The organism is Flagellimonas maritima, from assembly GCF_003269425.1.
Lineage (GTDB): Bacteria > Bacteroidota > Bacteroidia > Flavobacteriales > Flavobacteriaceae > Flagellimonas > Flagellimonas maritima.
Genome location: NZ_CP030104.1, coordinates 2,700,075 through 2,723,378 on the forward strand (window position 1 = coordinate 2,700,075; position 23,304 = coordinate 2,723,378).

Sequence of the window (23,304 nt, forward strand, 5' to 3'; positions counted from 1 at the left end):
GCAATAGGCATGAAACATTTTTTGAGCTTTTTAAAGAGTAAAGTTTTTTTGATTCAATTGGGTTTGGCTTTGGTTGCAGTTGTGCTAATATGTTTTTTGGCACTAAAATGGCTCAAAGGTTCTACTAATCATGGTGAATTTGTTGAGGTTCCTGATTTTTCAAAAATGTCCGTTATGGAAATGAGAAAAGCCGTTGAGGAAGAAGGATTACGATTCCAAGTTTTGGATTCTTCAAACTATAATCCGGAGTACCCCAGATTTTCCATACTGGAACAAGATCCACCTGCCGGTAATAAGGTAAAGTCCAACAGAAAAATTTATTTTACGGTAAATCCATCGGGCTATAAACAAGTTACGGTGCCAGATATCATTCAAGTGACCCAAAGGAATGCGACCTCTATGCTTAGAGCCGTAGGATTGGACGTACAGCGCGTTACATACATAGATGAATTGGGAAAAGATATGGTCTATCGAATGAAATATAAAGGAAAATACCTAAAGCCAGGAGACAAGCTTCCAAAAACCTCTAAAATAGAATTGATCTGTGGTAATGGGACTATTCCCGGCAGTGCAAGAGTACAGGCAGATTCCAACTGATTATGGATATTACGGAAAATGCTGAACTATCGCAAGACGAACTTTTTGAGCACCATAGATTTACTGCATCCAAAGGGCAGGAGCCGCTTCGGGTGGATAAATTTTTAATGAACTTTATTGAAAATGCCACACGGAATAAAATACAGCAAGCAGCCAAACAAGGCCATATTTGGGTAAATAATACTATTGTAAAACAAAACTATAAAGTAAAAGCAGGAGATGATGTCAAAGTCATGTTCGAGCATCCTCCCTATGAGTTTTTATTGACTCCCGAGGACATTCCGCTGGATATTGTCTATGAGGACGAAACACTTTTGGTAGTGAACAAAGCTGCTGGAATGGTAGTACATCCCGGACATGGAAATTACTCGGGAACTTTGATCAACGCACTGGTGCACCATTTTGATAATTTACCGAACAATAGCTCAGAACGACCCGGTTTGGTGCATAGAATAGATAAAGATACCTCTGGATTGCTGGTCATCGCCAAAACGGAAAAGGCCATGACCCATTTGGCTAAACAATTTTTTGATAAAAGCAGCGAACGGGAATATTTGGCATTGGTCTGGGGCAATATTTCTGACGATGAAGGTACCATTGAAGGGCATCTTGCCAGAAACCCAAAAAATCGTTTGCAAATGATTGTGTTCCCAGAAGGCGACCATGGAAAAGATGCAGTAACACATTACAAAGTGATAGAACGATTGGGCTACGTTACTTTGGTTTCGTGCAAATTGGAAACAGGAAGAACGCATCAAATTCGGGTTCACATGAAATATATAGGGCATACTTTATTCAACGATGAGCGGTATGGTGGCAACAAGATTTTGAAAGGGACCACATTCACCAAATACAAGCAATTTGTAGAAAATGCCTTTAAAATTCTACCACGGCAGGCATTACATGCCAAAACATTGGGGTTTGAACACCCAGAAACAGGACAGTTTTTAAAATTTGATTCCGAGTTGCCCCAAGATATGATGGATTGCATCGAAAAGTGGAGAAACTATGCAAAGCATAGTGAACAATAGTTTTCATCAATCCAAATATTGAGAACACCTTTTGCCCTATGGCTCAAAAAACCAAATTCATTTTTATTTTTACGTAAAAGCACTTCTCATGAAAATTGTTATCTCACCCGCAAAGTCTCTTGATTTTGAAACGGCGTTGCCCACATCCAAATTCACGCAACCGCAGTTTTTGGAAAAATCAAAAAAGCTAAATGCAATTTTGGTAAAGAAAAAACCAAAGGCTTTATCAGAATTAATGTCTATTTCTGATAATCTGGCACAATTGAATTGGGAAAGAAATCAACAATTTTCAATTCCCTTTACAAAAGAAAATGCAAGACCTGCCATATACGCTTTTAACGGTGATGTATACCAAGGACTTGATGCATACACGATTTCAGAAGAAAAATTGGAAAACCTTCAAAATACACTCCGTATACTGTCAGGACTTTATGGTTTTTTAAGACCTTTGGATTTAATGCAACCATATCGATTGGAAATGGGAACCCAATTAAAAGTTGCCCGCAAAAAGAACCTTTATGAATTCTGGAAAGACCAATTGACCGAACACCTGAACAACGAAATGGAAGATGGAGAGCTGTTCATAAATTTGGCAAGCAATGAATATTTTGGAGCTATAGATGAAAAGAAACTTAAAGTTCCTGTAATTACCCCAATTTTTAAGGACTGGAAAAACGATAAACTCAAAGTAATCAGTTTCTTTGCCAAGAAAGCCAGGGGCTCAATGGTCCGCTATGTTTTGGACAAAAACGCAAAAACGCTCAACGATATAAAAGGGTTTGACTACGATGGCTATACCTTCAGTCAAGAACATACTTTAAAAGAGAATCAACCTGTTTTTGTAAGATAAATTTTGGAATTTATATAATGAGTTCAATATGTTTGATTTGCTTCATCCTATCAAATCACCCACAAAGTAGTTGGCATCTTGAAACAAAAACTTTTTAAACATTTTCACCCCTATAGTCCTTTTCTCTTTCCCGAGACAACTAAGCTTATTGTAGGAACGTTGCCCCCTCCAAGATTTACAACAAAAGAGTTAAAAGAAGGTGATGTTGATTTTTGTTATGGTAGCAGGGACGGCCAATTGTGGCCCATTTTAAACAAAATTTTTGAATTGAACTTAAACTTTGAAACCACAAGTGAAGCAGTAGTAGAACGAAAAAAGTTTTTACGGAACCGTAATATCGGTATTTGCGATATTGTTGAATCTGCCGAAAGAGAAAAAGTCGACGCTTCAGATTTGGGAATGCAAAATATTCAGCTTCGCAATATTTTGAAGTGCCTGCAGGAATACCCGAAAATACATACACTTTTATTTACAGGCGGGAACAGTAAAAATGGCCCAGAATATTTTTTTAGGAGACAGTTAAAAGAAAATGGATTGTACTTGGAGGTTATATCAAACATAGTTCCTAGAATACATCAATTCAATTTTTCCGATTTTTCTGAAATACGATCTCAAGGTAATTTACCAAGAATCATTAAGACTGTATCGTTGACGGCTCCTTCGGGTGCGGCAAACAGGGCTATTGGCAGCTTGGAATCTTATAAAACACTAAAACAAAGCAATCCTAATTTTACCACTTTCGATTTTAGGGTATTGCAATACGAAAGATTTTTTTAGGGGGCATCCTGTTAGGAATTCGCCAATGATGTTCCAAATTGTGAAGTCAATAAAATAACTTAAAATGTTAGGCTTTTATCACGATCTTTGATATTCAGGATAAAACTTATTACATCGATGAATAATTCCTTATTACAAGAAAAACGTTTGGACGAGTTTAAAAAGTCGGTCACGAACAAATTCAATATATATAATAGTCTTTTCTTGACCTTGCCCTATCGCAACATTGAGAATGTGGCCATGTTGGTACCACTATTGTTCGAGCAATGCGAAAAAGGTTTGAAATCAGGAAAAACCCCTCAGGACATTTTAGAAGATTTCTTTGAAAGTTATACTGATTTTAAGGACGAAAAGGAACGTTTGGACTTTATGTTCAAGATAATACAATATGTGGAAAGACAGGTAGTGCTCTATGACAGTGTTGAGGATGCCGCGTTTTCAAGATTGCAGAAATATAGTAACTCACTCTCCATAAAAGATTATTTTCAGTTGGTGAACCAGAGTAAAAATTGGGATAAAATTGCAAAAAAACTATCAACTTTTAGTGCAAGGATCGTACTTACCGCACACCCAACCCAATTCTATACACCCGCGATATTGAACATCATATCAGAATTACAATTATTGATCAATGAGAACAGGATAAATGACATTGACATCACCATGCAGCAGTTGGGCCTTACCTCACTGATAAATTTTAAAAAACCAACTCCACTTGACGAGGCAAAGAACATCATCTACATTCTTAGGCATAAGTATTATGATGCAATAGGGGAACTGTTCCAATACATCAAAAGCAATATAAGGGATGAGGATTTTTCGAACTATGACATCATGAAACTTGGATTTTGGCCAGGAGGTGATAGAGATGGAAACCCTTTTGTGACTGCCAAAATTACCAAACAGGTAGCGGATGAACTTAGGGTCACCTTAATGAAGTGCTACTATAACGAATTGAAAGAGCTACGTAAAAAATTGACCTTCAAAGGACTCCAAGAAGTGCTGAACAATTTGAGCGGTAAATTGTACCAGGCTATGTTTGACGTTAATTCTCTTATTGGATATGATGAAATGATAAAGGTGCTCAATGGAATTAAACAAGAATTGGCCATCAATTACCATGGACTGTACTTGGACGATTTAAATAAACTGATAGACAAAGTACATATTTTTAAAACACATTTTGCCACGTTGGACATTCGACAAGATCACAGCAAACATTCCGAAGTGATCGAATCCGTTCTAAAAAAACAAGGTGCCATCAAAGAATGCTTGGATGAACTGAGCGAAAAGGATTTGATTGATTGGTTATTAAATAAAGATTTGTCATTGAATTCCAAAGATTTCGATTCAGAAATTGTAAAGGATACCATAACCAATATTCAACAATTGAAGGGCATTCAATCCAGTAACGGCGAAGATGGATGTAATCGTTATATCATAAGTAATTCAGAAGATATTTATTCTGTTTTGTTTGTCTATGGACTTTTTAGATGGTGTGGATGGAACAAAGAGGATATCACTTTTGATATTGTTCCTCTTTTTGAAACCATGAAGGGCATGGATGCTGCAGAAGATGTTATGCAGACCCTGTTCGGGAACCCTATCTATCAAAAACATCTAGAGCGACGCGGAAATGCGCATACCATAATGCTCGGTTTTTCGGACGGCACCAAGGATGGAGGATATTTAAAAGCTAACTGGTCCATTTTAAAGACCAAGGAAGTTTTGAGCAAAGTGTGCAAAAAAAATGGTATAAAGGCTATGTTTTTTGATGGTAGGGGAGGACCACCAGCTCGTGGAGGCGGAAAAACACACCGTTTTTATGCGGCACAAACAAAAGATGTTGCAAATCACGAGATTCAGTTAACTATTCAGGGCCAGACCATAACCAGTACTTATGGCACAAAAGCACAGTTCATTCATAATTCGGAACAACTGCTTACGGCTGGTTTGAGCAACAATTTATATGGAAAAGAACATGTAATTTCATCGGCACAGCGCAAGCTGATCGAAGAATTATCCGAATTGAGCTTTACCAAATACGATGCACTTAAAAAGCATGAAAAATTTATCCCTTATCTGGAACATCGTAGTACACTAAAATACTATACCAAAGCCAACATAGGGAGCCGGCCCGGCAAACGTGGTTCTAAAAAGCAATTGGAACTTTCTGATTTAAGAGCAATTTCATTTGTGGGATCGTGGAGCCAGTTAAAGCAGAACGTTCCCGGTTATTTTGGATTGGGTACTGCGATTGAAGCATTTAAAGAGCAAGGCAGATTGGGAGAAATAAAAAAACTTTTCAAAGACGTTCCTTTTTTTAGGGCCTTGATGCACAATAGTATGATGTCTCTGGCCAAAACCAATTTTGAATTGACCAGTTATATGAGCGAAGATGAAGAATTTGGTGAATTTTGGAATATTTTGCACGATGAATATCAACTTTCCAAAAAAATGCTATTGGAGATTTCCGGACATAAAATTTTAATGGAAGATGAAGCGGTCTCGCGCGAATCGGTCAAGATTCGGGAGAAGATAGTCTTGCCATTGTTGGTCATTCAGCAGAACGCTTTATATCGTATCACTAAAGACTCAAAATTTAAGGAACTTTATGAAAAGATAGTTACGCGATCAATGTATGGAAATATCAATGCCAGTAGAAATTCGGCTTAATCATTTTTATTTGATAATATTCCATAAAAAGCCTTGATCCCATACGCCAACTGTCCAATTTTTAAATTCTCATTGGGACTGTGTTGGTTGTTGTCGGAATTTACCATGGGCACAATAAAAGCAGGTATTTGCAATTCATTGATGAAAGGAGCGATTGGAACCGTTCCCCCCATAATACGGATTTGTACCACATCTTTTTCAAAGGTAGTTTTTAAGGTTTCAACTAAAAAATTCCCATAGGAGTTGTCCAAATCTGTGCGAAAGGCATCCGTAACACTTCCTTCGGTAATGCTAATAATTTTGTTATGTGCCATACGCTCTTCTTTAGAAGGCATGTGGTCCAAAATATAATATCCCTGTTTTTTTATATGGTCTTTTACCAATTTCTTCAAACGTGTTCCATCACTTTCAGGGACCAAACGTAAGTCGAGTTCCGCTGTAGCACTTTCAGGTATAATGGTCCTTGCTTTTTTTCCAACCCAGCCAGAATTTAATCCCCGTATATTAAGTGAAGGATATTGTAGAGCTTCTTGATAAAAACTCCCCACTTTTTCAGCAGATTTAAATTGTAACTTTTCTGAAATGACTGCATCATTATCAGGTACACTTTTGAGGACTTTCATAGCGGAATCATCTATGAGAATACCTTCGTAATATCCTGGTATAATGACTCTTCCATCGGCATCTTTCATAGTTGCCAACAAGTGGGCCAATTGAAAACCTGGATTTGGTGCGTAATTCCCATAATGTCCACTGTGTTGTGGTTTTACAGGACCATGGGTTGTCAAGGTCATGGAAGTGATACCGCGGCAGCCATAAATAACGGTTGGGTTTCCGGATGGGTGTACCGGACCATCGTTTATGACCAGAAAGTCAGCTTTTAACAGTTCTCGATATTCTTTTACGGCAGCTGGCAATGGTTTGCTACTTTTTTCTTCTTCCCCGTCCAAAATAATCTTAATGTTATAGGGAATTTCCTTGCCATCTTGTTTTAACAGGTCGATTGCATTCAGGAACATGACGATAGGTCCTTTATCGTCGGAGGTGGAACGGCCAAAAAGTCGCCAGTCATAATTGATATCCTCATCCAGGGCATCGAATGAGACAGTTTCAAAACCATTCTCAATGGGTTTTTTTAAAACAGTTTGATAGGGATTGGGTTGGTCCCATTTGGAAGGATCAACGGATTGGCCATCAAAATGCATATAGATCAACATTGTTGGTTTGGAGTCCTCCATGGGTAATGCAGCAAAAAACAAGGGCAGATTATCCGTTTTCAATTCCGCTGTATTGAAACCTCGTTCCCCAAACTTCTTTTTTAACCAAATGATATTGTCATCGATATCATCGGCATTAAGGGCATCGTTAGGGATAGCGACAAAATCTTTCAGTTCATTTATCGCATGTGCCACTTGGGATTTGATACCAGTGGAATCTTGGGAAAAAATTGAAAAAAAGGAAATCGAGAAAAGTAAAAGAAATGACTTCTTCATGAAAGGTGTCAGGTTTGTTTGAAAGCCTAATTTAGCGAATTACTTTCACAAAATCACCAATGTTTTCAACTCCATTTTTAGTCAGGTATTTTATAAATGCCGAACCTATTATAGCGCCTTTGGTCTTTTCGATAGCTTGTTCAAAAGTTTCGGAATTGCTAATTCCAAAACCAACAATTTGAGGATTTTTTAAGTTCATTTTGGAGATTCGTTCAAAATACAGCTCAGTATCGTTGCTAAATCCTTGTTTAGCCCCTGTGGTACTTGCGGAGCTTACCATATAGATAAAACCATCAGATGCATCGTCGATGGCTTTGATGCGTTCATCACTCGTTTGTGGTGTTATAAGAAAAACATTGATAAGGTCATATTTTTTATAGATTGCCTCATATTCATTTTTATAAACATCTAAGGGGAGGTCTGGCATAATGAGTCCATCAATCCCGATTTTATGGCATTTTTCACAAAAAGACGCTACACCATATTGAAACATAGGATTGAAATAACCCATTAAAATCAATGGGATGGAAACGCTTTCCCGAATATTTTTTAGTTGCTTAAAGAGTAGTTCTGTATGCATTCCATTCTTGAGTGCTGCGGTAGAGCTTTCCTGAATTGTTGGCCCATCCGCCAGCGGGTCACTAAAGGGGAGACCAATTTCAATCATATCGACCCCATGCTTTTCCAAATCCTGAATGATTTTTACGGTATCGTTTAAATTAGGGTAACCCGCGGTAAAGTATATGGAAAGAAGTTTTTTATCTTCTTGTAGCTTTTGTTTTATTCTATTCATTTAATTTATAGTATTGAGATGTTAGATATGAGTATTGAGATATGAGTTAAATTGGTTTATATTTTAATAATTTTGAGATAACTGATATAGGTCTTAGATTCTTTATATTTTTTTATTCCGCTTCGCAATGAGTACGGAGACTTGATATAGATTTAGCGATTAAACTCTATACTCAATACTCAATACTAGTTACTACTATCTACAATTTAAAATAATCAATATAGGTCTGTAAATCCTTATCACCGCGTCCAGAAAGGTTGAAAACCACAATATCATCTTTTTTAAAGGTTTTATAATCAAAAATGGCGAACGCATGTGAGGTTTCTATCGCCGGGATTATTCCTTCAAGTTGAGAAACTTCAAGCCCTGCCGTCATTGCTTCATCGTCGGTAATCGAGATAAATTTCCCACGTCCCGATTTGAACAGATGTGCATGCATAGGACCCACGCCCGGATAATCCAATCCTGCCGAAATGGAATAGGGTTCTGTAATCTGTCCATCATTGGTTTGCATTAACAAGGTTTTGCTCCCGTGTATAATGCCCACTTTGCCCAAAGCCGAGGTAGCGGCACTTTCACCTGAGTTTACTCCTTTCCCAGCTGCTTCTACAGCTATAATCCCCACTTCTGGGGTATCTAAATAGTGATAATAGGCTCCCGCTGCGTTACTACCACCACCGACACAGGCTACCACGTAATCTGGATTTTCCCTGCCTTCTTTTTCCAACAACTGTATCTTTATTTCTTCCGAAATTACAGATTGAAACCGTGCCACCATATCCGGATAGGGATGTGGCCCCACGACCGAACCTATAATGTAATGTGTGTCGACCGGATTATTTATCCAATCCCGTATGGCTTCGTTAGTGGCATCCTTCAAGGTTCTGCTACCGGATAGTGCGGGTCTTACTTCGGCACCTAACATTTTCATTCGTGCCACATTTGGAGCTTGGCGCGCAATATCGATTTCTCCCATATACACTACACATGCTATACCCATCAAGGCACAAACCGTAGCTGTGGCAACCCCATGTTGACCGGCTCCCGTTTCAGCAATGATTCTATTTTTTCCGAGTTTTTTTGCCATTAAAATCTGGCCAATGGTATTATTGACCTTGTGCGCGCCGGTGTGGCATAAATCCTCACGTTTCAAATAAATCTTGGTTTGATATTTTTTGGAAAGCCGTTTCGCAAAATAGAGGGGAGTAGGTCGCCCAACATAATCCTTGAGCAATTGTTGGAATTCTTCTTTAAAAGAAGCTTCTTCCATAATACAAATATAGTTTTGACGAAGTTCTTCTGTGTTGGGATAGAGCATTTCTGGTATAAAAGCTCCCCCAAATTCTCCGTAATACCCTTTTTCATCGGCATTATAACTCATGAATTGTCAGATTTAAGTTGAAAGTTATTGGATAACAACTTTTTGAATTCTTTTAGTTGTTGAATTTTTTTCAGCCCGGGTTCGGACTCAAATTTACTGTTTACATCGATAGCATAGCACATTTTGGATGCTGGACTATCTAGAAATGATCGAAGGGAATTCACTTCATCCAATCCAATACCTCCGCTTAGAAAGTAGGGTTTGGTGGATGGATAATCCGTTAGAATATTCCAGTCAAAAATATATCCGTTGCCTCCGGGAAGTCTTCCCTTCGTATCAAAAAGAAAATAATCGCAAACATTTTCGTATTTGGACAGAACTGAGAAATCGAAATCATTTTTGATGGAAAACACTTTGATGATTTCTAATTTTGTCAGGTCGGGCGCAGTCGAGACCTCTTTAGAGTTTGTAGCTATCTTTTTTCTCGACTGCGCTCGAAATGGAATGAATTCTTCTTTCAAGGTTCTACAAAACTCTGGAGACTCATTGCCATGCAATTGTACCCCATCCAGTTCATAGGTTTCTATTTTTTCAAATACCCCTTCAATCGAAGCATCTACAAAAACTCCAACTTTCTTTATATTTTTTGGTACGTCAGCTATGCTGTCACTATCATAAAAACGCGAAGAAGGTGTCCAGAATATAAAGCCCAAATAATCCGGTTGCAATTGTGCAACTTCTTCTGGATTATATTTCATGCCACAAACTTTGAGTTTCATGATTTTTGTAGTTTTAGATGTTCCAAATCGTCATTCCGAACTTGTTTCGGAAACACATTCTGATGAGATGCTGAATCAAGTTCAGCATGACGTAGTACTTTATATGACTCTTGCTGATATTTATGTGCAAACATTTGTTCTTCTTTCAGTTTAAATAACATCACTTTTCTGTATGAGCTATAGTCTATGGTTAAGAGCTCAAATTTCATGATTCCAACGTTTTTATAAATTCAGTTGCGTATTGTCCAGGATTATCCGTCTTCATGAAATTCTCTCCAATTAGAAAGCCTTGATAGCCATATGGTTTTAAATCCGTTATCGCATCGATGGAACTTATTCCGCTTTCCGAGACTTTTATGAATTCATCGGGAATTAATTTTGAAAGATTTTTGCTGGTCTCTAAGCTAACTTCGAATGTTTTTAGGTTCCGGTTGTTTACACCGAGCATATCCAAACTGGGCATTATGGATTTGTGTATCTCTTCTTCGTTATGCACTTCCAATAGCACATCTAAATTTAATTTTTTAGCAGCTTCTGAGAGACTCTTGATTTCCGCTCTGGAAAGTACGGCCGCAATCAATAGAATTACATCGGCTCCATAGGCCTTTGCCTCCAAGATTTGATATTCATCTATAATAAATTCTTTGCGCAACAATGGCATGTGAACAGCAGCTCTTGCCAGCACTAGATCATCTAGAGAGCCACCAAAATATTTGCCATCGGTCAATACTGACATACCACATACCCCTGCTTTTTCATATCCCATAGCCACATCTTGAACATTCAAATCTTGATTGATTATGGATTTTGAAGGCGAACGCCGTTTGTGTTCGGCAATAATTCCTGAACCACTATTTTTGAGCGCTTGTGCCAACGAAGCAGTTTCTCTATCCATAAGAACAGATTGTTCCAGTTGGGAAACGGGAATCAAGGATTTTTTTAAATCTACCTCTTTGCGCTTGTCCGCTACTATTTTATCTAGGATATTCATTTTTTTTGTCGGTTGTCGGTTGTCGGTTGTCGGTTGTTGGTTTTCAATTTTCAGATGTCAGATGTCAGATGTTAGTTTTTGGTTTTCAGTTGTTATTTTTTCTCATTGCTTTTGTCTGTAGGATTCATACGTTTCTAAACTCTAAACCATCATCCACTAATCTCCTGTAATTTCTTCAATGCTTCCAACCCTTTTCCACCCAATAAAGATTCCTTTGCTTTTTCAAAACCTTCTTTTGGGGTTATGCCTTCAACTGTCGAGATAGCAATTCCGGCATTGGCACATACCACATTATTTTGGGCTTCTGTTCCTTTTCCATTAAGGATGTTCAAGAAAATCTGTGCTGATTCGGAAACATCGTCACCACCTGTTATTTCTTCCTGTAAAATGGACTTTACTCCAAAATCTTCAGGTGTCAGTATCGCTTCTGATTCATTGGAAATTGTTTTAGTAGCCCCAGTTAATGAAATTTCATCATAACCATCCAAGGCGTGGAGTACGGTGAAATTTTTATCCGTGTTTTGATAAAGGTATCCGTACATTCTTGCTAGTTCCAAGTTGAAAACCCCGACCATCTGATTTTTTGGGAATGCCGGGTTTACCATTGGCCCCAACATATTAAAAAAGGTTTTTACAGCAAGTTCCCTACGAATGGGTGCCACATTTTTCATAGCTGGATGAAACAATGGTGCATGTAAAACACAGATTCCCGCCTCATCGATCGATTTTTTCAGAAAGTCCGCTTCATTACTGAACTTGATGCCCAGAAACTCCATGACATTACTACTGCCACATTTAGATGAAACCCCGTAGTTGCCATGCTTGGTCACTTTTATTCCGGCTCCTGCGGTAACAAATGATGCCAGTGTGGAAATATTGAAGGTGTCTTTTCCATCACCACCTGTACCGCACAAATCTATGGGGTTGTATTCGGATAAATCTACCGCCAAACACAATTCTAAAAGTGCATCCCTGAAACCTTCCAATTCCTCTATGGTAATACTTCGCATCATATATACCGTGAGAAAAGCTGCAATTTGCGAGGTATTGTAATCCCCTTTTGCAATATTGACCAAGATTTGCTTGGCATCGCTTTTGGAAAGGATTTCGTGGTTTATAAGTCTATTTAGTGTTTTTTTCATTTTAATTTAGAAATGAGATATTAGATATGAGTATTGAGATATGAGTTTTGGTACTTTAGCCTTTGTTGATTTCATATCTTATCTGTTTAACATTTTTTGCATTATTCTAACTACTAACTACTTATTTCCAAGCCAATTTTTAAGCATTTGTTTTCCTTCGGGTGTTAACACGGATTCTGGATGAAATTGTACAGCTGTTACATCGTAACTTTTATGTCGTAGCGACATTACCTGTCCGTTTTCATCAAACGAAGTGGCTTCCAAACTATCAGGTAAATCTGGGTGCACGACCCATGAATGATAACGGCCAACCTCGATCTGGTCTGGCATACCTTCAAAAATGATATCTTTTTTGGTGATATTGATCGTTGTCGCAATTCCATGGTATACCTGTTCAAGATTTACCAACTTCCCTCCAAAGACTTCTCCAATGGCCTGTTGTCCAAGACAGACTCCAAAAATTCGCTTTGTAGGGGCATATTTCCTAATAATATCCTTTAGCAATCCCGCCTCATCTGGAATTCCTGGTCCCGGTGACAAAATAATTTCTTCAAAATTGTCTACTTCGTCCAACGTCAATTGGTCGTTACGTTTTACGGTGACATCACAATCCAAATCCTCTAAATAGTGCACTAGGTTGTACGTGAAACTATCGTAATTGTCTATCATTAATAGCTCTCTTCCCATATCTAAATAGTTTCTGCTATTTTGAGTGCTTTGGTCAAAGCTCCTAATTTGTTGTAGGTTTCCTGTAATTCCATTTCCGGGTCCGATGCGGCAACAAGACCAGCTCCTGCTTGATAATGCAGTTGATGGTTTTTACTAAGAAACGTTCGAATCATAATGGCATGATTGAAGTTGCCCTCAAAATCCATAAAACCTATAGCGCCCCCATAATATGCGCGACTAGTTTTCTCATATTTTTCAATCAATTGCATGGCCCTATGTTTTGGTGCTCCGCTTAAAGTTCCCGCTGGGAACGTATCGGCAACAACTTTCATGGTCGTGCTGTCTTCTTTCTTCTGTCCTGTAACTTTAGAGACTAAGTGAATGACATGGGAGAAATACTGTACTTCGCGATAGGTTTCCACGTTTACCGTATTTCCGTTCCTACTAAGGTCGTTTCTGGCCAAATCCACTAGCATTACATGTTCACTGTTTTCTTTATCATCTTGTGCCAACTTTTTTGCGAGTTCTGCATCTTGCTCATCGTTTCCCGTTCTTTTATAAGTGCCGGCGATAGGATGTATTTCGGCTTTGCCATCTTTAACGATCAATTGTGCTTCTGGTGAACTTCCGAATATTTTAAAATCCCCATAATCAAAATAAAATAGGTAAGGGGATGGGTTTACGGAGCGCAATGCCCTGTAAACGTTAAATTCATCTCCCTTAAAATCTTGGGAAAATCTTCGGGACAAGACCAATTGAAACACATCTCCCCGTTTGCAGTGCTTTTTTGCCAATACTACTTGCTCTTTAAATTCTTCGTCCTTTAAATTGGATTTTGGATTTCCCTCTTTCACAAAATTGTAGGAAGCAAAGTTTCTCACATTGAACAAGCGAGCTATTTCATCTACGTTACTTTCACTTTCAAAACAATGTGCAAAAAGATAGGCTTCATTTTTAAAGTGATTTATGGCGATAATATTTTTGTATACGGCATAGTAAATGTCAGGTATGCTGATGGAATCCTCTTTTCTTGAAATAGCAACATCTTCAAAATAACGGACGGCATCGTATGACATGTAACCGAACAATCCGTTGTTTATAAATTTGAAGCCATTGTTCGAGGCTGAAAATTTTTGTCCAAATTCATGAATGACCTTGGTTACATCCGTATCCGATGAAATAGGAAATTCTTCTTTCATGCCATCTGGAAAAACCTGTGTGATAATTTCATGCTGGACCTTAATCGATGCTATGGGGTTGCAACAGATGTAAGAGAAACTATTGTCATTGGCATGATAATCGCTACTTTCCAAAAGAATGCTATTGGGAAATTTGTCCCTGATTTTCAAGTACACACTAACCGGAGTGATTGTATCAGCAAGTATTTTCTTGTAATGTGTTTGAAGTTTATATGTCATTTTTTCATTTCTATTTTCGTGTAGACGGAAATCTATTTTAGTTATTCAAAGAAATAAGTTAAATCATCCCAATTAGGATTAAAGTCATTAATCAAGTTGATTTTCCAATTTCTATTCTATTTTTTCAATTGTTTTTCTCTTCTGATAGCAGGCATTGGGAATGTGAACTCTTTATAGTAAACCAAAGTTTTTAGATTATACCTTTTAGCAAATTCACTTCCAACACATTTTTTGTGTCTACACATACGCTTTTTCAATTTATTGATATAGCCTATATAAATAGTTCCTAGTTTATTATTTGAAATTATGTAGACATAAAAACTCATTCTATTTAAAAGGACTTGATTTAAGGATTTCCACCTTCGTGGAAAAATAAAATTCCTTAAACTAAAAAAGGCTTGTCGTGATGACAAGCCTCTATATGATTACAATGGGGACAGGTTCACGACATTCGACGTAAATTTATCCACCACCAAGTATTTACTGTTTTTAAATTCATTGCTCCAAAGATAGAAATGAAATCGGAACCTGCAAATTTGTTTTTTCTTAAAAATTGACTGTATTCATTTTCTTTTTTTTAATCCAACTAGTTTACATGAACGGAGTATGCCGTTACGTCTATTGTACCATCACTTAGTTCATAGAGTTCTTCACCATTTTTCCAAACTTTTGCCACTTCTATTCCTTCATCGTTTTCTTCATAACCGGCGGCATAAATATTTCCTTCGGAAAAATAAACGGAATATGCGCGGGCTTGACCAGTTGCACTTGTCAAATCATAAAGTGTATCGCCGTTCAGCCAAACCTTGGCAATCCTTCCTCCTTGATTATTATTGGCATAACCTGCAACATAAATATCGTTTCCATTTGCAAAAAGTGAGTATGCATTTGCGCTATCTTGGCCATCGGTCAGCGCATAAAGTTCAATATCATTTCTCCATACTTTGGCAACAAGCGTATTGTCTTCGTTTCTTTCGTATCCTGTAACATATACATCATTTGCATTAACAGCTACTGAATAGGCTATGGAATCAAAATCGCCATTGGTCAAGGTGTAGAGCAACACTCCATTTCTCCATACCTTACTTACCAGTGTATCGTCCATATTTTTATCATACCCTACGGTGTAAATATCTCCGGATTCTATGTAGGTGGCATACGCCAACGCATCATTGCTACCATCGGTCAACTCATATAAAATGGTTCCGTTTTTCCAGACCTTGGCAATTTTTTTGCTCTGGTCGTTATCTTCATATCCAGTAATGTAGATATCTTCCCCGTCCGTAATAACAGCTTTGGCTTTGGAATCTGTGGTTCCATCGGTCAACTCATATAGAATTTCTCCGTTCTTCCAAACTGCTGCAATTCTCTCAGCACCATTGTTGATGTAACCAGCAATATAAATATCACCGTTATCAACGTAAATAAAATTCCCATTGGAGTCAGTTGTTTCACTTGTGATATCGGTAAGGATTCCATTTCGCCATAGTTTGACTATATCACCATCGTCTCCGGCTACATATACTGTTGGTCCTACGGTTACCAAACTCTCTACGGTCAGGTTGTCTATTGTCAATGTTATTATAGCCGAGCCCTCTAACCCATAGGAAGTAAGATTTCCTTCATCATCTACTGTCACTAATTCTTCGTTACTGCTCTGCCAAATTTGAGGTCCTGTCTCTTCTGCCTGAGTTTCAAATGATATAATGTTAAGTTTGGCCGTATCAAATTTATCCATCTCCAATTCGGTATTGTCCAATTCGAGCAGAGTCACTGGCCCTTCAATTACGGTAACTATACAAATTGCTGCAATGTCACCTACACTGGCACTAATAATCGTTTCGCCAACAGCTAAGGGAACCACTTCCCCATTTTCGTCCACGGTGGCAATAGTTTCATCACTACTTTCCCATAAAACTGTGTTCTCCCCTACATCCGAAATGACTTGAAGCGTTTCTTTAAAAGAAGGAAATGAAAAGAGGGTCAAACTTTCTTTGTTAAGTTCGAGTAGGAGTTCTTTTTCGGTTATTACAACTGTACAGATAGCTTTGGAATCTCCTACTTTTGAAGTCACTACGGCGGTTCCAGGTGCAACCCCTGTAACGATACCTTTCGAGTTTACCGAGGCAATATCACTTTTATTGCTGGTCCAAGAAATAACATCACCACTTGTTTTTGAGATGACAGCCAAAGTATCCGTTTCCCCAATGGAGATTCCAATAACCGATTTGTTCAATTTGATTTCCGAGGTGATGTTTTCGCTAGCTTCTTCGCTACAGGACCCCAGTAATAGTGTTAATGCCACAACAAAGTATGGCAAATAATTTTTTGCTATTCGTTTCATGGTAAAATTTTAATAGGATATTTTTGGGGCGGAAAATATACTAGCATTAATAGGTTTTGTGAAGATACATATTTCAGTATAAAACACAAGGAAAATTCACGAAATCAGTAGTATAGGATATTGAAATTAAATGTCCGTAATCTTATAATAAAAAATCCCGCCTACAAAATTGTAAGGCGGGATTTTCAGCACAAAGCTATTTTTTGATTACATCTGTAAATCGACCACTAAATCGAATTCATCATAGATGGTCTTGTCCCCTAAATTGTCAAAGAAACTTCCAGAACCATATTTTACATCATAGTTTGTTCTATCCACCTTTAACGTGGCGGTCGCTTTGCTTCCATAAATGGAAACGTCAAAAGTTATAGGTTTGGTAATCCCCTTGATTGTCAAATCTCCGGTAACTTCATAAGCATTTTTGCCAGTTGACTTTACATTGGTGAATACCAATTTTGATGTTGGGTTTGAGGCTGTAGAGAAGAAATCGTCCGAATTAAGGTGACCGTCCAGTTTCTGCTTGTATTCCCCTTCTAGATCTGTAGTATTGATGGTGGTCATATCCACTACAAATTCACCGCCTGTAAGCTTGTCGCCGTCAAATTCCAAAGCTCCTGATTTTAGTGCAATAGTCCCCGTATGGGAACCGGTAACCTTATAGGCCTTCCAAGTAACGGTACTTTCGCTTGTTTTTATCTCTTTCTTTTCGCCATCAATGGGGTTGGCGGTTGCGGTTAATCCAAATACCGCTGTCAATGCTAAACTTAAAATTCCTTTTTTCATGATTGTGTTTAAATTTCTGGGTTACTAATTATTATTTATATATGTGAGAATAATTCTTCTCTTGTTTTCCTTACTTTTGAATAATGCTGCGTTTCATCTTTTTCAGAACGATAACCGACAGCCAATACCACTGCGGTATTCAGATTTTTATCCGTAAGACCAAGAATTTCATTGTACACTTCGTTTTCTATGCCTTCCATTGGGCACGTATCAATTTTCAATTCTGCAGCGGCCTGCATCAAATTACCTAATGCAATGTATACTTGTCTGCTAGTCCAAGCACTTTTGGTTTGAGCGGGCAAGTCCAATAATTTGGACTTCATGAAATCCCCATAGCCTTTTAATCCTTCTTCTGGAATGTTTCGTGTTGTGCTTACGTTTTCCAGATAATCATCAACCAACTCCTCTCCAAAATCAGTAACATTTGCAAAAACGATAATGTGCGAAGCATCAGTTATTTGTGACTGCCCCCAAGAAGCAGGTCTCAGTTTTTCCTTTGTCTCTTGGTCGGTAATTACGAATATATGATAGGGCTGCAATCCGTATGAAGATGCACTTAAGCGTGTAGCCTCGAGCAATAATTCCAGATCATGGTCAGATACTTTCTTTGTATGGTCGAATTTTTTGGTGGCATAGCGCCAAGTCCTGTTTTCTAAGATGTTTTTCATTTTAAAATTTATCCAATAATTGATTTAATATTCTCAATTCTTTTTGAGTAAGGTTGCTTACAACATTTTTTTCAGCACTGGAAACAGCATTGTCCATTTTTATGAGTGCTTTCATGCCTTGGTCTGTAATTCCAATCTCCACTTTTCGCCTGTTCGACTCACAAACACACCTGTTGACATATCCTTTGTTCAATAACTTGTCCACCAAACGTGTAGTATTGCTCATTTTGGTGACCATTCGTTCATTGAGTGTGGAAAGATTTGCAGGTTGGCCTTTCTGACCTCTCAAAATTCGAAGTACATTAAATTGTTGAAGGGATACACCATAAGGCTTTAGGGCATTACTGATAGCTTCCATAATTTTATTGTTCACCAACTGCATGTGGATAATGGTTCTGGTTTCCAGAGGAATTTTTTTAGTTGTCCTTATAATTTCTTCCACATTCATGTGTAAACAATATTTGTATATACAAATGTATATAAAATAAGTTTATAAAATCTCATACTACACCAATAAAATTTTGTTAAAAGAATAACAAATAACATTTTTTGGGGCTTAAGATTAAACTATGCGTTATTTTAAATGTCCAACATTTACAATAGCATACTGAATTACTTCATTGATGGAACTTGAAAGAATTTACCATTTATATAAAAGGGCGGGTTTTGGAATCACCTATTCCGAGGCTAAAAAACAGTCTTCAGAAAATAAAAAACAGGTCATTAACAATTTATTCAATTCTTCCTCCCAAACTTCTCCATTGAATGTGCCTATAGATGAAATCAAAACTCTCTTTAAAAATAATCCAGGTAAGTTATCCAAGGATAACAAGATGCATTTACGTAAAATAAGTAGAAGAAAGCTACTTGAGTTTAATAGAAAGTGGTTGTATCGCATGGGCGAAACAGATGAAGCCCTCCGGGAACGAATGACGTTATTTTGGACGAACCATTTTGTAGTACGTGAACGCAATATTATTTATTTCCAATCCTTTAATAATATGCTCCGGCAAAATGCTCTGGGAAATTTTCGTGAAATTGTTATTGCAGTGGCAAAAGAAGCGGCGATGCTCAATTATCTCAATAATCAGCAAAATCGCAAAAAGAAACCTAATGAGAATTTTGCACGAGAGCTTATGGAATTGTTTACGCTCGGTGAGGGTCACTATTCAGAAAAAGATATTCAAGAAGCTGCACGTGCTTTTACAGGGTGGCGCCATAATTTTAAAGGAGACTTCGTTTTCAATAAAAAAATCCATGACTTTGGAAGTAAAACCTTCATGGGAAGAACCGGGAATTTTAATGGAGAAGATATTTTGGACATCATTTTGGAACAGTCCCAGTGCGCTTATTTTATTTCCAAAAAAATATACTCGTATTTCGTGTCCGAAAAAATTGATAAAAATCATATAGAGGAACTTGCCAGCGTCTTCCGTAAAAATTATGACATAGCCGAGATCATGCATTATATGTTCTCGGCTGAATGGTTTTACGATAAAAAAATCATGGGCAACAAAATAAAATCTCCCACGGATCTATTGGTTGGGATGATGCAAATCGTTCCTTTTAAATTTAAGAAAACCAAAGAACTGGCATACGTACAAAAGCTGTTGGGGCAACAGTTGTTAAATCCACCAAACGTAGCTGGATGGCCGGGCGGCAGAAAATGGATAGATTCAAATACAATGTTGGTCCGTCTTAAGTTGCCATCCGTTCTTTTGAATAACGGAATCATTTCTTTTGATGTAAAAGGTGAGTTTGAAGACAGTCTCAGCGAATTCAACAAAAAGAAAAATGTGGGAAAAAAGTTGGACGTTGAAAGTGATTGGAATTTTTTTAATGCTCAATTTAAAAAATCTTCCTACGCAGAACTAAATATGATTGTTCTGGGTGCCAATTTACATGAAGATACAGAAGCGTTTATCGACAGCTTTGAAAAAGAGAGCAAAGCGGATTACTGCATTCAGCTAATGTCCATGCCAGAATACCAATTGTGCTAATCGTATCGAAATGAAGAGAAGAACATTTATAAAAAGCAGCGGTCTGGCAAGCGGTGTGTTGTTTGTCCCAAACTTCCTAAAGGCCCATGACCAATTATGGCCAAGCATTTTAGGACATAAAAAACTGGTTATAATTCAATTGGCCGGCGGAAATGATGGTCTTAACACAATTGTTCCATATACCAATGACGTGTATTTTAAGAACAGGGTTTCAATTGCCCAGAAAAAACAGGATTTACTATTATTAAATGATGAAATCGGTTTTCATGCTTCGCTGTCCAAGTTCAAAAATCTGTTCGATGATGGTTATGTTACTATTATGAACAGCGTTGGTTATCCAAATCCCGTTAGATCGCACTTTAGGTCCACGGATATATGGCAAACAGCATCCTCTTCCAAAGAAATACTAAAAACCGGATGGGTGGGTCGCTATCTTGATAGTGTGGCAAAAGACCCGGTGGGTGCCATAGAAGTGGATGATATGCTCTCGATGATGCTGAAAGGTGAAAAAATCAATGGTATTGCAACTAAAAATGCAAAACTGCTCTACAATACAACAAGAGAACCCTACTTTGCAAAGGTTCTTGAAAGTTCTCAGGATAAACATCTGAACGAGCACAATCTTGGTTATCTGTATAAAACTGCAATCGATGCCAAATCTTCCGCAGCCTATATTTTTGAAAAGACCAAAGTCTACAAAAGCACATGGGAATACCCAAAAAATGCTTTTGGAAAACAACTCAAGACAGTTTCTGAATTTATCAATTCTGGACTTAAAACTCAGATTTATTACACTTCCCTTAGTGGATTTGACACACACGCAAATCAAATAAATGCCCAAAAAAGATTGCTGAGCACCTATTCTGAAGCAATATCCGCTTTTGTGAACGATTTGAAGCATATGGGAACTTTTAAAGATACGGTGATACTGACATTTTCAGAATTTGGGAGGCGTGTCAAACAAAACGCGGCCAACGGTACGGATCATGGCGCTGCAAATGCGGTATTTTTAATGGGTGAAAATCTTAAGAGTCCAGGTATGTACAACGCCCCTCCCTCACTTATGGATTTGGATGAGAATGGGGATATTACATATGAAATAGATTTTAGGCAGATTTATTCTTCGTTACTTGATAAATGGTTGCAGACCAACACTACCGAGATAATATCAGGTAATTTTGAACCGTTGAATTTAGTCTGAAGCCCATATCTTACAGTATTCACAATAAAGTTTTGTTAAAAACCAAAACTTAGGTATTTACAATGATTATTTTAGGGGTAAAATATGTTACATGTTCCGCTTTGTACCAATCATTGCTACACTCTTATTTTTTTTATTGCTCTCATGTGGCACAAAAGAAAAAAAAATTGAACCTGATACAACAGCTATCAGCGAAACTACGATCAATGCCGATACTAAAGGCCAAAATGTAAAATTTCCAGTTTACGATTATAATGGTCTTGAGCCTTTGCTCAATAAAGATGATGGCAAAACCTATATCATAAATTTTTGGGCGACTTGGTGCAAACCATGCATTGAAGAACTTCCCTATTTTGAAAAGGTAAACGCCGAAATGAAGGACAACAATGTTGAGGTTATTTTAGTGAGCTTGGATATGCCATCTATGTGGAAATCAAGATTAGAGCCCTATGTTGAAAAAAATGATCTGAAATCAAAAGTTGTCATTCTAGATGACCCAAAACAAAATGATTGGATTCCCAAAGTATCGGAAGAGTGGGGCGGGGGTATACCTGCTACGTTAATTTACAATAAAGTAAAACGTGGTTTTTACGAGCGTGGCTTCACCTATAAAGAACTGAACGAAGAACTGAACAAATTCATAAACTAATAGTATCATGAAAATAATTAAAATTTTAGGCCTATTTGCAATTGTATTTGCATTGGGTGCATTTACGAACAAATTTGACTCCATTGAAAACGGATATGCTATAGGGGATACAGCTACAGATTTTTCTTTAAAAAATATTGATGGAAAAACAGTCTCACTCTCAGATTTTAAGGACGCCAAAGGGTTTTTGGTAATCTTTACCTGTAACACTTGTCCTTATGCTGTTGCCTACGAGGATAGAATAATAGCGCTGGATAAAAAATATAAATCAAAGGGAGTTCACGTAATAGCGGTCAACCCTAATAATCCAGAAACAAAACCCGGGGATAATTTGGAAGCCATGAAAAAAAGGGCGTCGGAAAAAGGATTTACGTTTCCCTATTTGTTGGATGAAGGACAGAAGATCTATCCACAATATGGAGCGACCAGAACTCCGCATGTGTATTTGTTGGAAAAGACTTCAGAAGGAAATATTGTAAAGTATATAGGAGCCATTGACGATAATTACCAAGATGCTTCAAAAGTTGAGGAAAAATATGTTGAAAATGCTGTGGATGCCATGTTAGCGGGAAAAGATATTGAAGTGACCACAACACGTGCTATAGGATGCACTATAAAAGTTTAAAATAATTTTTTTTGTAAGAGGCTGTCTAAAAAGTCTACGATTACAGGATTTGTCATATTGAGCTTACTTAAACCGATGTTGGATACTTGTTGGTTAAATTTTCTACATACTCAAAATGATTTAATACTTACTTTTTAGACAGCCTCTTTTATATTTGCAAAATATAAAATGAACTAAGATGGCAGATTTATCACAAGAAGAATGGGCAAGTCAACTTGAAAATGACGATAACGCTTTTGTTCTCGATGTACGCACTCCAGAAGAACTTGAAGAAGGTTTTATTCCTGCTGCTACCAATATTGATATATACTTGGGACAGGATTTTCTGAATGAAATTGAAAAATTGGACAAGTCAAAGAACTACTACGTATACTGTCGTTCTGGAAACCGAAGTGCCCAGGCCTGTGCAATTATGAACAGTGTAGGTATAGAAAATGCCTATAACCTAGAAGGTGGTTTTATGAATTGGGAAGGTGAGGTAGTGGAATCCTAGTTTC

Annotated in this window: 23 protein-coding genes; 10 read left to right on the plus strand and 13 right to left on the minus strand. The window is 37.6% G+C overall.

What is annotated here, in order from left to right; all coding sequences use genetic code 11:
• Positions 1-9: 9 nt before the first annotated feature.
• From HME9304_RS11940 to HME9304_RS11960, 5 genes are all read left to right on the plus strand, one after another.
• On the plus strand, positions 10-597 hold the full coding sequence (locus HME9304_RS11940; protein ID WP_112378816.1) for a PASTA domain-containing protein: 588 nt from the start codon (positions 10-12) through the stop codon (positions 595-597).
• Between the two features lie 2 nt (positions 598-599).
• Complete coding sequence (locus HME9304_RS11945; RefSeq protein ID WP_112378817.1) at positions 600-1,628, plus strand: RluA family pseudouridine synthase; 1,029 nt, start codon at positions 600-602, stop codon at positions 1,626-1,628.
• Positions 1,629-1,716: 88 nt separating this feature from the next.
• Positions 1,717-2,478 (plus strand): peroxide stress protein YaaA, encoded by a 762-nt coding sequence (yaaA, locus tag HME9304_RS11950; protein WP_112378818.1) that lies wholly within the window; start codon positions 1,717-1,719, stop codon positions 2,476-2,478.
• Positions 2,479-2,556: 78 nt separating this feature from the next.
• On the plus strand, positions 2,557-3,255 hold the full coding sequence (locus HME9304_RS11955) for a uracil-DNA glycosylase family protein (RefSeq protein WP_112378819.1): 699 nt from the start codon (positions 2,557-2,559) through the stop codon (positions 3,253-3,255).
• A 117-nt stretch (positions 3,256-3,372) separates the two neighbouring features.
• A complete protein-coding gene (locus HME9304_RS11960) occupies positions 3,373-5,931 on the plus strand; it encodes a phosphoenolpyruvate carboxylase (protein WP_112378820.1) in 2,559 nt (852 codons plus the stop codon).
• On the opposite strand, the gene HME9304_RS11965 is transcribed toward HME9304_RS11960, so the two are convergent.
• The 13 genes from HME9304_RS11965 to HME9304_RS12030 all read right to left on the minus strand — a co-directional run bounded on the left by HME9304_RS11965 (position 5,928) and on the right by HME9304_RS12030 (position 18,780).
• Entirely contained in the window at positions 5,928-7,424 is a 1,497-nt protein-coding gene (locus HME9304_RS11965) for a M20/M25/M40 family metallo-hydrolase (protein WP_112378821.1), read from the minus strand. The genes HME9304_RS11960 and HME9304_RS11965 overlap by 4 nt on opposite strands.
• A 31-nt stretch (positions 7,425-7,455) precedes the next feature.
• Positions 7,456-8,217: a tryptophan synthase subunit alpha gene (trpA, locus tag HME9304_RS11970; protein WP_112378822.1), complete on the minus strand. Its 762-nt coding sequence runs from the start codon at positions 8,215-8,217 to the stop codon at positions 7,456-7,458.
• Positions 8,218-8,416: 199 nt separating this feature from the next.
• Positions 8,417-9,598 (minus strand): tryptophan synthase subunit beta, encoded by a 1,182-nt coding sequence (gene trpB, locus HME9304_RS11975; protein WP_112378823.1) that lies wholly within the window; start codon positions 9,596-9,598, stop codon positions 8,417-8,419.
• Positions 9,595-10,317, minus strand: coding sequence for a phosphoribosylanthranilate isomerase (locus tag HME9304_RS11980; protein ID WP_112378824.1), 723 nt, complete (start codon positions 10,315-10,317; stop codon positions 9,595-9,597). The genes trpB and HME9304_RS11980 overlap by 4 nt, the downstream gene beginning before the upstream one ends.
• 205 nt (positions 10,318-10,522) lie before the next feature.
• Positions 10,523-11,308 (minus strand): indole-3-glycerol phosphate synthase TrpC, encoded by a 786-nt coding sequence (trpC, locus tag HME9304_RS11990; RefSeq protein ID WP_112378826.1) that lies wholly within the window; start codon positions 11,306-11,308, stop codon positions 10,523-10,525.
• Positions 11,309-11,457: 149 nt separating this feature from the next.
• On the minus strand, positions 11,458-12,450 hold the full coding sequence (gene trpD, locus HME9304_RS11995) for an anthranilate phosphoribosyltransferase (protein WP_112378827.1): 993 nt from the start codon (positions 12,448-12,450) through the stop codon (positions 11,458-11,460).
• 117 nt (positions 12,451-12,567) lie between these two features.
• Complete coding sequence (locus tag HME9304_RS12000) at positions 12,568-13,137, minus strand: anthranilate synthase component II (protein WP_112378828.1); 570 nt, start codon at positions 13,135-13,137, stop codon at positions 12,568-12,570.
• Between the two features lie 2 nt (positions 13,138-13,139).
• Positions 13,140-14,537, minus strand: a complete 1,398-nt coding sequence (locus HME9304_RS12005) for an anthranilate synthase component I family protein (RefSeq protein ID WP_112378829.1) — start codon at positions 14,535-14,537, stop codon at positions 13,140-13,142.
• Between the two features lie 116 nt (positions 14,538-14,653).
• Positions 14,654-14,863 carry a GIY-YIG nuclease family protein gene (locus HME9304_RS12010; protein WP_206170469.1) on the minus strand — a complete coding sequence of 70 codons (210 nt, stop codon included), beginning with the start codon at positions 14,861-14,863 and terminating at the stop codon, positions 14,654-14,656.
• 260 nt (positions 14,864-15,123) lie between these two features.
• Positions 15,124-16,881, minus strand: coding sequence for an Ig-like domain-containing protein (locus tag HME9304_RS12015; protein ID WP_112378830.1), 1,758 nt, complete (start codon positions 16,879-16,881; stop codon positions 15,124-15,126).
• A gap of 207 nt (positions 16,882-17,088) precedes the next feature.
• Positions 17,089-17,664 (minus strand): YceI family protein, encoded by a 576-nt coding sequence (locus HME9304_RS12020; RefSeq protein ID WP_112378831.1) that lies wholly within the window; start codon positions 17,662-17,664, stop codon positions 17,089-17,091.
• A gap of 35 nt (positions 17,665-17,699) precedes the next feature.
• Positions 17,700-18,332, minus strand: a complete 633-nt coding sequence (locus HME9304_RS12025) for an NAD(P)H-dependent oxidoreductase (protein ID WP_112378832.1) — start codon at positions 18,330-18,332, stop codon at positions 17,700-17,702.
• Between the two features lies 1 nt (position 18,333).
• The gene (locus HME9304_RS12030) at positions 18,334-18,780 is read right to left on the minus strand and encodes a MarR family winged helix-turn-helix transcriptional regulator (RefSeq protein ID WP_112378833.1); all 447 of its coding nucleotides are present in this window, start codon (positions 18,778-18,780) and stop codon (positions 18,334-18,336) included.
• Positions 18,781-18,955: 175 nt separating this feature from the next.
• Here HME9304_RS12030 and HME9304_RS12035 point away from each other — a divergent pair, with 175 nt between their 5' ends.
• From HME9304_RS12035 to HME9304_RS12055, 5 genes are all read left to right on the plus strand, one after another.
• Positions 18,956-20,332 carry a DUF1800 domain-containing protein gene (locus HME9304_RS12035; RefSeq protein WP_112378834.1) on the plus strand — a complete coding sequence of 459 codons (1,377 nt, stop codon included), beginning with the start codon at positions 18,956-18,958 and terminating at the stop codon, positions 20,330-20,332.
• A gap of 10 nt (positions 20,333-20,342) precedes the next feature.
• Positions 20,343-21,533: a DUF1501 domain-containing protein gene (locus HME9304_RS12040; RefSeq protein ID WP_112378835.1), complete on the plus strand. Its 1,191-nt coding sequence runs from the start codon at positions 20,343-20,345 to the stop codon at positions 21,531-21,533.
• Positions 21,534-21,624: 91 nt separating this feature from the next.
• A complete protein-coding gene (locus HME9304_RS12045) occupies positions 21,625-22,182 on the plus strand; it encodes a TlpA disulfide reductase family protein (RefSeq protein ID WP_112378836.1) in 558 nt (185 codons plus the stop codon).
• 7 nt (positions 22,183-22,189) lie between these two features.
• Positions 22,190-22,807, plus strand: coding sequence for a thioredoxin family protein (locus tag HME9304_RS12050; protein WP_112378837.1), 618 nt, complete (start codon positions 22,190-22,192; stop codon positions 22,805-22,807).
• 178 nt (positions 22,808-22,985) lie between these two features.
• Positions 22,986-23,300 carry a rhodanese-like domain-containing protein gene (locus HME9304_RS12055; RefSeq protein ID WP_112378838.1) on the plus strand — a complete coding sequence of 105 codons (315 nt, stop codon included), beginning with the start codon at positions 22,986-22,988 and terminating at the stop codon, positions 23,298-23,300.
• The last annotated feature ends 4 nt before the right edge of the window (positions 23,301-23,304 follow it).